Annotated in this window: 2 protein-coding genes; one reads left to right on the forward strand and one right to left on the reverse strand. The window is 68.7% G+C overall.

Annotated features, from left to right (window positions below; genetic code table 11):
* A partial coding sequence (locus tag DMB66_RS59125; RefSeq protein WP_125812629.1) for a DUF4032 domain-containing protein occupies positions 1–827 on the forward strand: 827 nt, incomplete at its 5' end.
* Positions 828–890: 63 nt separating this feature from the next.
* Here DMB66_RS59125 and DMB66_RS59130 read toward each other — a convergent pair.
* The coding region (locus DMB66_RS59130) for a MarR family winged helix-turn-helix transcriptional regulator (RefSeq protein ID WP_233625612.1) at positions 891–1,396 on the reverse strand (506 nt) is incomplete at its 5' end.

Below are 1,396 nucleotides of genomic sequence, written 5' to 3' on the forward strand. Positions count from 1 at the left end.
TGCTCGACGCGCTCGCCGCGCTGATCGTGCGGATGCACCTCACCGGCTTCTCGTGGGGTGACTGCTCGCTGTCCAACACGCTGTTCCGGCGGGACGCGGGCGCCTTCGCGGCATACCTGGTCGACGCGGAGACCGGCAACCTGTATCCGAAGCTCTCCGAGGGTCAGCGCAGCGAGGACATCGAGATCCTGCGGCTGAACATCTTCGGCGAGTGCCTCGACCTGGAGGCCGCCGAGCTGCTGCACGAGGCGATCGACCCGGAGGCCGTGGTCGACGACATCGTGGCCCGCTACGAGCGGCTCTGGCACGAGGTCACCTACGAGCAGGAGGTGCCCCGCGACGCCCGGCACGACATCGAGGGCCGCATCCGCCGGCTCAACGAGCTGGGCTTCGACGTCGCCGAGGTGGACTTGTCCACGGTGGACGGCGGCTACCGGGTCCGGCCCAAGGTCGTGGACGCCGGCTATCACACCCGCCGGCTGCTGCGCCTGACCGGCCTGGACGCCGAGGAAAATCAGGCCCGCCAGCTGCTCAACGACCTGGACGCCTACCGGGCGGAGTCGGATCTGGTCGACGAGCAGCAGGCCGCGCACCGCTGGCTGACCGAGGTCTTCGAGCCGGTGGTGCGCGCGGTGCCGGCCAACCTGCGCCGCAAGCTGGAGCCGCAGGAGATCTTCTCGCAGATCATCCAGCACAAGTGGCTGCTGTCCGAGCGGGCCGGCCGCGACGTCGGCATGGCCCCGGCAGTGCAGTCCTATCTGACCGACGTGCTCGCCCACAAGCCCGACGAGCAGGCTGTCCTGGGCGTCGAGGTGAGCGCGCTCTAGCCGGGCCCTCCGCCAGGAGGTCCCGCCGCGCGCGACGAGATGTGTGCGGGGGAAGGCGCGGAGCTATGCACCGTCGTTGCCGTCGCGCAGGGAATGGATCATCCTCTGCAGGATCCGGAACGCGCCTGACTGCTCGGCCTCGGTCAGGCCGGCCAGCATTCTGATCTCGACGGACCGGACCGCTACGGTCGCCTTCTCGAGGCTCCGTCGGCCGCGAGGCGTGAGGCTCGTGGGAAGCACCTTCCCGACGGGCGCCTGCGCGGGCCTGGTCACGTAGCCCTCTCGCTCCAGCGCCTGGAGCAGCACGTTCATCGACTGCCGTGTCACGAACGCGCCCCGCGCGAGCTCTGAGTTGGACAAGCCCGGTCGTTGCGCCAGCAGCTCGAGGCAGGAGTAGTGCGTCACGCTCATCCCGAGCGGCCGCAGCACCTCCTCCATGGCTGCGCGGAGGGCGCTCGACGCCTCTTTCAGCAGGTAGCCCAGTGACGTCTGCAGGTCGACACCGTCTTGACTCATGTCAGCATTCTGACATAGAGTGGCCCGTGTCAGAAAACTGACATGGAGAGAAG

The organism is Actinoplanes sp. ATCC 53533 (assembly GCF_003947245.1).